This is a genomic window from Halorubrum sp. SD626R, assembly GCF_001261915.1.
GTDB lineage: Archaea > Halobacteriota > Halobacteria > Halobacteriales > Haloferacaceae > Halorubrum.
The window spans coordinates 1-7737 of record NZ_CVRT01000044.1 but is presented as its reverse complement, the minus strand read 5'-3'; the positions used below and the strand labels follow the sequence as shown (position 1 = coordinate 7737).

Here is a 7737-nt window from a genome sequence, read left to right as displayed (position 1 = left end):
CGTTCGAGAAGATGCACCGGCCGAGATTTGAACTCGGGTTGCAACCATGGCAAGGTTGCGTGATACCACTACACTACCGGTGCGTGCTTCGCGTCTGCACATAGCCCGAGTCGGAGATATAAGGGTTCCGAACGACGGTCGGCGGAAGGGTCATCGGTGCCGCGTCCCCACACGGATCCGTACCCGAACGATGACCGACTCCCCCGACCGCGCCGACCGACGCACCGCCCTCCGCGCCGCCGCCGGCCTCGCCGGAACCGCCGGGCTCCCCGCAGTCGCCGGCTGTCTCGGCGGCGACGGGGACGACGGCGACCCCGGCGGCGAGGACGGATCCGACGGCGACGACGCCCCGGCGGACGACGGCGCCGACGTCGCGTACGCCGTCGAAACCGTCGCGGAGGGGTTCGAGAACCCGTGGGGGCTCGCGTTCCTGCCCGGCGACGGTCGCCTGCTGGTCACCGAGCGCCCGGGGCGGTTCTCCCTCGTCGACCCCGCGGACGGGGCCATCGAGACGGTCGCGGGCGCGCCCGAGGTGTTCGTGGCGGGACAGGGCGGACTGCTCGACGTCGCGGTCCATCCCGACTACCCGGATGACGCGCGCGTGTACCTCACGTACTCGGCAACCGCCGAGGACGGCCCGGCCGGCGGCGGGGCGGACGGCGCGACGACCCACGTCGGCGCCGGGCGGCTCTCCCTCGACGGGGCCGACGGGCCCGCGCTCTCGGGCTTCGAGGCGATCCGCGTCGTCGAGCCGTTCCGCGACACCGACATCCACTTCGGCTCGCGGGCGACGTTCGGCCCCGACGGCGCGCTGTTCGTCACGGTCGGCGACCGGCGCGACACCGACTTCGGGCCGGACCACGTCTCGCAGGACCGGTCGAACGAACTGGGCGCGACGCTGCGGCTGACGCCCGACGGCGACGCGCACCCCGACAACCCGTTCGTCGACGAGCCGGCCGCGTCGGACGCGGTGTACAGCTACGGGCACCGGAACCCGCAGGCGATGGCGGTGCGGTCGGAGACCGGCGCGGTCTGGCAGTGCGAGCACGGCGAGGAGGACGGCGACGAGATCAACGTCGTCGAGCGCGGCGGCAACTACGGCTGGCCGATAGCCAGCGAGGCGTGTCGGTACGGCACCGACGACCCCCTCGCGCCCGGCCACGGCGAGCGGGACGACGTGGTCGCGCCCGTCCACTACTGGCCGTGCGGCTCCGGCGGGTTCCCGCCGAGCGGCGCCGTCTTCTACGACGGCGACGCCTTCCCCGAGTGGCGCGGCGACCTGTTCGCCGGCACGCTCGCCGCGCAGTACCTGGGTCGGTTCACCGTCGAGGGGGCCGGCGCCGCCGACGCCGACGTCACCGAGCGCGACCCGCTGCTCGCCGACCGCGGCTGGCGCGTCCGGGCGCTCGCGGTCGAACCGGGGACGGGACGACTCTACGTCGCCGTCGACGACGCCGACGCGCCGGTCGTCCGGATCGCCCCGGACTGAACCGACCGGTGGTCGCTCCCGGTCCGTGCTATTGACTCCCTCGATTCGCGGGCCGGATCCGCCGCCAGACCCCGTGTGAACGCGCCACAGTCCGAAATCGGGACCGCTATCCTTTTACGGTGCCGTCCGAAATCGAGGGGTACAGTCTCGCCACGATGCGTACCGAAGACGGACTCACGATCTGTGTCCCGTCTTCGGTCGTCCGGGAGGCCGAGGACGATCGCGAGGCGACTCGCAAACTCGGCTACGTCGCCCGCGCGGCGGCGGTGTTCCGGGCGGATCGACTGGTCGTCTTCCCCGACGGGGAAGGCGAGCGGCGACGGGGCGGCGAGTACGTTCGGACCGTGCTGGGGTACGCCGCGACCCCTCCGGGGCTCCGCAAGGACCTCTGGGGGGAGCGCGACGAGCTCCAGTACGCCGGCGTGCTCCCGCCGCTCCGCGTGCCGTGGCGGACCGGCTCGACCTCAGACGGGGGAGAGTCGAAAACACAGGGACTCGTGACCGAGGTCGGACCTGAAGGCCGCGTCCGGGTCAATTCCCCGCTGCGGGAACACCCGATCTCCCTGCTCGTCCCTTCCGGAATGGAGGTCGAGCGGGGGGAGCGCGTCACCATCAGGGTCTCTTCGAGAGAACCGGTCCGCGCCCGCATCACCGGGAAGCCGGAGGACGGCTTCCAGGTCGTGGCCGCGGACCTGTCGGAAGCGCTCGCCGGCGACGGACTGTCCGTCGCGACGTCGCGACACGGGGAGGAACTCTCCGTCTCGCGGCTCGGCGACATCGTCTCGGACGCGCGGGAGGCCGGCGGGTACACCGTCGCCTTCGGCGCGCCCGAGCGGGGGCTTCCGGAGATGCTCGGGCTTTCGCCCGACGACATTCGGGCGGCCGTCGCCGACGGCCGCCCGGTCGAACCCGATCCGGGGTTCGACCTCTGGCTGAATACGATCCCGGCACAGGCGAGCGAGGTCGTCCGAACGGAGGAGGCTCTGTTCGTGACTCTCGGCTCGCTCACACTCACGGAGTAAACACATGCCACAACCAAGCCGACCACGAAAAGGCTCGCTGGGCTACGGCCCGCGCACCCGCGCAGACCGAGAGGTCCCGCGCATTCGCTCGTGGCCAGACGACGACGGAGCCCCCGCGCTACAGGGGTTCGCCGGCTACAAGGCCGGAATGACGCACGTCGTGATGGTCAACGACGAGGCCAACTCGCCGCGTGAGGGAATGGAAGAGTCCGTTCCCGTCACCGTCGTCGAGACGCCGCCGATGTACGCGGTGGCCCTGCGCGCCTACGAACAGACGGCGTACGGAAAGAAGCCGGTCGAAGAGGTCTGGGCGACCGAGTTCCACGAGGAGCTCGACCGCGCCCTCGACCTCCCGGCGGAGGACACCTTCGAGGAGGACGCCGAGGAGCTGCGCGCGCTCGTCGACGACGACGTCGTCGACGACGTCCGCGTCATCACCCACACCGTCCCCTCGGAGCTCGCGAACGTGCCGAAGAAGAAGCCCGACATCATGGAGACCCGAGTCGGCGGCGGCTCCCTCGAGGAGCGCGTCGACTTCGGCCTCGACCTCGTCGGGGAGGGCGGCGCCCACGAGTTCGGCGACGTCTTCCGCGCGGGGCAGTACACCGACGTCTCGGGCATCACGAAGGGGAAGGGGACCCAAGGTCCCGTCAAACGCTGGGGCGTCCAGAAGCGGAAGGGCAAACACGCCCGCCAGGGATGGCGGCGCCGGATCGGTAACCTCGGTCCGTGGAACCCCTCCCGCGTGCGCTCCACCGTCCCCCAGCAGGGGCAGACCGGCTACCACCAGCGCACCGAGCTCAACAAGCGCCTCATCGACTTCGGCGAGGGCGACGACGCCTCCGTCGACGGCGGCTTCGTCAACTACGGCGAGGTCGACGGCGAGTACGCGCTCATCAAGGGCTCGCTGCCCGGTCCGGACCAGCGCCTGCTTCGGTTCCGCCCGGCCATCCGGCCGAACGACCAGCCGCGCCTCGACCCCGAGGTCCGGTACGTATCCACCGCATCCAACCAGGGATAATCCATGAACGCAACAGTACACGACCTGGACGGCGGGGACGCGGGCAGCGTCGAGCTGCCGGCGATCTTCGAGACCGCGTTCCGACCGGACCTCATCGGTCGGGCGGTCTCCGCCGCACAGGCTAACCGGAAACAGGCTTACGGCGCCGACGAGTTCGCCGGGCTGCGAACCCCCGCGGAGTCGTTCGGCTCCGGGCGCGGGCTCGCGCACATCCCGCGCTCCGAGAACGTCGCCCGCCGCGTCCCGAGCGCCGTCTCGGGCCGCGCCGCGCACCCGCCGAAGGCCGAGAAGGACCAGAGCAAGAAACTGAACGACAAGGAGCGGCAGTTCGCCATCCGGTCGGCCGTCGCGGCCACGACCGACGCCGAGCTCGTCGCCGAGCGCGGTCACGCGTTCGACGACGACCTGGCGCTCCCGCTCGTCGTGAGCGACGAGTTCGAGGACCTCCAGAAGACTCAGGACGCCCTGGGCGTGCTGGAGGCCGTCGGCGCCGACGCCGACATCGAGCGCGCCGAGGAGGGACGCTCCGTCCGCGCCGGACAGGGCAAGGCCCGCGGTCGCAAGTACAGCCAGCCGAAGTCCGTCCTCGTCGTCACCAGCGAGGAGCCGTCCCGCGCCGCCCGGAACCTCTCGGGCGTCGACGTCGCGACCGCGGGCGAGGTCAACGCGGAGGACCTCGCACCCGGCGGACACCCGGGGCGACTCACGCTGTGGACCGAGAGCGCGGTCGAGGAGGTGGCCGACCGATGAACTCCGTCATCGAGCACCCGCTCGTCACCGAGCAGGCGATGAACGAGATGGACTTCAAGAACAAGCTGCTGTTCCTCGTCGACGTCGACGCGACGAAGCCCGACGTCCGCGACGAGGTGCAGGACCGCTACGACGTCACCGTCACCGACGTGAACACGCAGGTGACCTCGAAGGGGAAGAAGAAGGCGACGGTCACGCTCTCCGAGGACGACGACGCGACCGAAATCGCCTCGCGCATCGGGGTGTTCTGAGATGGGACGACGAATTCAAGGACAGCGGCGTGGACGCGGCGGCCCGACGTTCCGGGCCCCCTCCCACCGCTACAAGGCGGAACTGTCGCACAAGAAGCTCGAAGACGTGGATACGATCACCGGCGAGATCGTCGGGATCGAACACGACCCCGCCCGCTCGGCTCCGCTCGCGGAAGTCGAGTTCGAGGACGACGACCGTCGGCTCGTGCTCGCGCCGGAAGGCGTGCGCGTGGGCGAGACGATACAGGTCGGCGTGAGCGCGGAGATCAAGCCCGGGAACACGCTCCCGCTGGCCGAGATCCCCGAGGGCGTCCCGGTCTGTAACGTCGAGAGCAACCGCGGGGACGGCGGGAAGTTCGCGCGCGCTTCCGGCGTGTCCGCGACGCTCCTCACCCACGACCGCGACGTCGCGGTCGTCCAGCTCCCCAGCGGGGAAGTGAAGCGGCTCGACCCGCAGTGCCGCGCCACGATCGGCGTGGTCGCGGGCGGCGGCCGGACGGAGAAGCCCTTCGTCAAGGCCGGTAACAAGCACCACAAGATGAAGGCGCGCGGGACGAAGTACCCGCGCGTCCGCGGCGTCGCGATGAACGCCGTCGACCACCCCTTCGGCGGGGGCGGTCGCCAACACCCCGGCCAGCCGAAGTCCGTCTCGCGGGACGCCCCGCCCGGACGGAAGGTCGGTGACATCGCATCCAAGCGCACCGGACGAGGTGGCAACAAATGAGTTCCAACTACCGAACCGGCCGCGAGGGCAAGGAGTTCGCCTACCGCGGTCACTCGCTCGACGAACTGCAGGAGATGGACGTCGAAGAGGTCGCGGAACTGCTCCCCGCACGCCAGCGGCGAAGCATCGTTCGCGGCCTCGGCACCGAACAGCAGAAGCTGCTGGAGACGGTGCGGAGCCGCGACAAGGAGACGACGGCGGACAATCCGATCCGGACGCACCTGCGCGACATGCCGGTGCTGCCGGAGTTCGTCGGCGTCACCTTCTCCGTGTACAACGGACACAGCTTCGAACGCGTGCAGGTCGAGCCCCAGATGATCGGACACTACCTGGGCGAGTTCCACCTCACGCGAAGCACCGTCGAACACGGTCAGGCCGGCATCGGCGCGACCCGGTCCTCGAAGTTCGTGCCCCTCAAGTAACCCATGGGAATCAACTACAGCGTCGAGGCCGACCCGGAGACCACCGCCAAGGGGATGCTCCGCGACCGGCCCATCAGCGTGAAGGACAGCAAGGAGATCTCTCGGGAGATCAAAGGCGAGACCGTCGCCGACGCAGAGGAGTTCCTGCAGGAGGTCATCGACGAGGAGACCTCGGTGCCGATGCGCCAGCACAACGCCGGCGCGGGCCACCGCTCCGACATCGACGGCTGGGACGCGGGACGATACCCCGAGAAGGCCGCCAAGGACTTCCTCAAGCTCTTGGAGAACGTCAAGAACAACGCGACCGAACAGGGGTTCGACGGCGACGAGATGATCATCAAACACGTCGCCCCCCACAAGGTCGGCGAGCGACCCGGGCGGAACCCGCGAGCCGCGGGCGCCACCCAGTGGAACACCACCCTCGCCGACGTCGAACTCATCATCGAGGACCCGGAGGCTGCGGAATAATGGCTGACGAACACCAATTCATCGAGGACGGCCTGCGCCGTTCACAGATCAACGAGTTCTTCGCGGACGAGCTCGGCCGAGCAGGCTACGGCGGCATGGATGTCGCCAAGACGCCGATGGGCACGCAGATCGTCCTGAAGGCCGAGAAGCCCGGCATGGTGATCGGGAAGGGCGGGAAGAACATCCGCAAGATCACCACCGAGCTCGAGGACCGCTTCGACATGGACGACCCGCAGATCGACGTTCAGGAGGTCGACGAGCCCGACCTGAACGCCCAGATCGTCGCGGACCGTCTCGCGAACGCCCTCGAACGCGGCTGGTACTTCCGGAAGGCCGGCCACACCACCATCGACCGGATCATGGACGCCGGCGCGCTAGGCGCCGAGATCGTCCTGAGCGGGAAGGTCACCGGCGCGCGGTCGCGCGTCGAGAAGTTCAACCGCGGCTACATCAAGCACAACGGCGAGCCCGCCGAGGAGGTCGTCGACCACGGCCAGGGCGTCGCGGTGATGAAGCTCGGGACGATCGGCGTCAACGTGAAGATCATCCCGCCGGGCGCGCAGCTCCCGGACGACTTCGAGGTCCGCGAGGACGCCGAGGTCCCGGAGGTCGAGCAGGCCGCCGCGGGCGACGACGAGGGCGTCGAGGCGCTCCTCGAAGAGGAGCCCGAGGAGGTGCCGGACGTCGGCGCCGACGACGAGGACGTCGAGGTGCCCGACGAGGACCCGAGCGACCTCATCGACGAGGAGGTCGTCGAAGAGGTCGTCGAGGAGACCCAGGACACGGCCGCGGAGGCCACGGACGTCGCCGAGGAGGAGCCGGTCGGCGACGCCGAGGCGGACGACGTCGACGAACTCGACGAGGAGATCGAATCGGAGGCGGCAGACCTGGTCGCCGAGATGGAAGCCGCGGACGACGAGGAGGACGAGTAACATGGCGATCCTCTACACCGACGAGATCCGCGACATGACGGCGGCCGAGCGCCAGGTCGAACTCGAGGAGCTCGAAACCGAGCTGCTCAACTCGAAGGCGCAGCGCGCCGCCGGCGGCATGCCGGAGAGCCCGGGCCGCGTGAAGGAGCTGAAGAAGACGATCGCGCGGATCAAGACGATCCAGGCGGAAGAAGGCGACTTCGACGACGAATAACGATGATTACCCCCGACACCCTCGTTCGGCACGAACTCGTCGGCCTCCCGGTTCGGGTGGCCGACGCCGCCAGCGACGCCCACGCGGGCGTCGCCGGCCGCGTGCTGTCCGAGACGTTCGGAACCCTCGTGGTCCGGACGCGGTCGGGGGACAAGCGCGTGCCCAAGTCGGGCGCGACGTTCGAGTTCGGCGTCGTCGAGACGCCGACCGCTCGCACAGATGAAGCCGCCGGCGACGCGCAGTCGTCGGGGTCCGCGTCCCAACTCGGGTCGGATACTACGGGGGTCCGCCCCCGTCAGTCTGGCCCGTCCGGGTCCGAAAGCGTCGTCACCGGTGACGGCGCGGGTCCGGCGAGCCGACACGGCGAGTGCAAAGACGCGGTCTACGTAACGGTGGATGGCGATCGGTTGCGGCATCGACCCGCCGAACGCACCGAACGAGGTG

Annotated in this window: 11 protein-coding genes and 1 tRNA gene; 11 read left to right on the top strand and 1 reads right to left on the bottom strand. The window is 69.9% G+C overall.

Annotated features, from left to right (window positions below; all coding sequences use genetic code 11):
• Positions 1 to 12 precede the first annotated feature (12 nt).
• Positions 13 to 83, bottom strand: a tRNA-Gly gene (locus SD626R_RS03660).
• A gap of 107 nt (positions 84 to 190) precedes the next feature.
• On the opposite strand from SD626R_RS03660, the gene SD626R_RS03655 reads away from it, so the two are divergent.
• The 11 genes from SD626R_RS03655 to SD626R_RS03605 form a co-directional block, all read left to right on the top strand.
• Positions 191 to 1489, top strand: a complete 1299-nt coding sequence (locus tag SD626R_RS03655; protein ID WP_092563625.1) for a PQQ-dependent sugar dehydrogenase — start codon at positions 191 to 193, stop codon at positions 1487 to 1489.
• Between the two features lie 155 nt (positions 1490 to 1644).
• Positions 1645 to 2511, top strand: coding sequence for a putative RNA uridine N3 methyltransferase (locus tag SD626R_RS03650; protein WP_092563628.1), 867 nt, complete (start codon positions 1645 to 1647; stop codon positions 2509 to 2511).
• Positions 2512 to 2515: 4 nt separating this feature from the next.
• A complete protein-coding gene (locus SD626R_RS03645) occupies positions 2516 to 3532 on the top strand; it encodes a 50S ribosomal protein L3 (protein ID WP_092563622.1) in 1017 nt (338 codons plus the stop codon).
• 3 nt (positions 3533 to 3535) lie between these two features.
• Entirely contained in the window at positions 3536 to 4282 is a 747-nt protein-coding gene (gene rpl4p, locus SD626R_RS03640; RefSeq protein WP_092563619.1) for a 50S ribosomal protein L4, read from the top strand.
• Positions 4279 to 4533, top strand: coding sequence for a 50S ribosomal protein L23 (locus SD626R_RS03635; RefSeq protein WP_092563616.1), 255 nt, complete (start codon positions 4279 to 4281; stop codon positions 4531 to 4533). The genes rpl4p and SD626R_RS03635 overlap by 4 nt, the downstream gene beginning before the upstream one ends.
• A 1-nt stretch (position 4534) precedes the next feature.
• Positions 4535 to 5257 carry a 50S ribosomal protein L2 gene (locus SD626R_RS03630; RefSeq protein ID WP_049897897.1) on the top strand — a complete coding sequence of 241 codons (723 nt, stop codon included), beginning with the start codon at positions 4535 to 4537 and terminating at the stop codon, positions 5255 to 5257.
• Entirely contained in the window at positions 5254 to 5679 is a 426-nt protein-coding gene (locus SD626R_RS03625) for a 30S ribosomal protein S19 (protein WP_092563613.1), read from the top strand. Before SD626R_RS03630 ends, SD626R_RS03625 begins: the two co-directional genes overlap by 4 nt.
• Positions 5680 to 5682: 3 nt before the next feature.
• On the top strand, positions 5683 to 6147 hold the full coding sequence (locus SD626R_RS03620; RefSeq protein WP_092563610.1) for a 50S ribosomal protein L22: 465 nt from the start codon (positions 5683 to 5685) through the stop codon (positions 6145 to 6147).
• Positions 6147 to 7079 carry a 30S ribosomal protein S3 gene (locus SD626R_RS03615; RefSeq protein ID WP_092563607.1) on the top strand — a complete coding sequence of 311 codons (933 nt, stop codon included), beginning with the start codon at positions 6147 to 6149 and terminating at the stop codon, positions 7077 to 7079. The genes SD626R_RS03620 and SD626R_RS03615 overlap by 1 nt, the downstream gene beginning before the upstream one ends.
• A 1-nt stretch (position 7080) precedes the next feature.
• Positions 7081 to 7293: a 50S ribosomal protein L29 gene (gene rpmC / locus SD626R_RS03610; RefSeq protein WP_008847473.1), complete on the top strand. Its 213-nt coding sequence runs from the start codon at positions 7081 to 7083 to the stop codon at positions 7291 to 7293.
• Positions 7294 to 7295: 2 nt separating this feature from the next.
• Positions 7296 to 7737 (top strand): ribonuclease P protein component 1 (locus tag SD626R_RS03605; protein ID WP_092563604.1); only part of this gene is annotated, 442 nt, incomplete at its 3' end.

What these genes read in the sequence shown, in the direction of transcription:
- SD626R_RS03655 (WP_092563625.1), top strand. Translation starts at nt 191, where the DNA reads ATGACCGACTCCCCCGACCGCGCCGACCGACGCACCGCCCTCCGCGCC.
- SD626R_RS03650 (WP_092563628.1), top strand. Translation starts at nt 1,645, where the DNA reads ATGCGTACCGAAGACGGACTCACGATCTGTGTCCCGTCTTCGGTCGTC.
- SD626R_RS03645 (WP_092563622.1), top strand. Translation starts at nt 2,516, where the DNA reads ATGCCACAACCAAGCCGACCACGAAAAGGCTCGCTGGGCTACGGCCCG.
- rpl4p (WP_092563619.1), top strand. Translation starts at nt 3,536, where the DNA reads ATGAACGCAACAGTACACGACCTGGACGGCGGGGACGCGGGCAGCGTC.
- SD626R_RS03635 (WP_092563616.1), top strand. Translation starts at nt 4,279, where the DNA reads ATGAACTCCGTCATCGAGCACCCGCTCGTCACCGAGCAGGCGATGAAC.
- SD626R_RS03630 (WP_049897897.1), top strand. Translation starts at nt 4,535, where the DNA reads ATGGGACGACGAATTCAAGGACAGCGGCGTGGACGCGGCGGCCCGACG.
- SD626R_RS03625 (WP_092563613.1), top strand. Translation starts at nt 5,254, where the DNA reads ATGAGTTCCAACTACCGAACCGGCCGCGAGGGCAAGGAGTTCGCCTAC.
- SD626R_RS03620 (WP_092563610.1), top strand. Translation starts at nt 5,683, where the DNA reads ATGGGAATCAACTACAGCGTCGAGGCCGACCCGGAGACCACCGCCAAG.
- SD626R_RS03615 (WP_092563607.1), top strand. Translation starts at nt 6,147, where the DNA reads ATGGCTGACGAACACCAATTCATCGAGGACGGCCTGCGCCGTTCACAG.
- rpmC (WP_008847473.1), top strand. Translation starts at nt 7,081, where the DNA reads ATGGCGATCCTCTACACCGACGAGATCCGCGACATGACGGCGGCCGAG.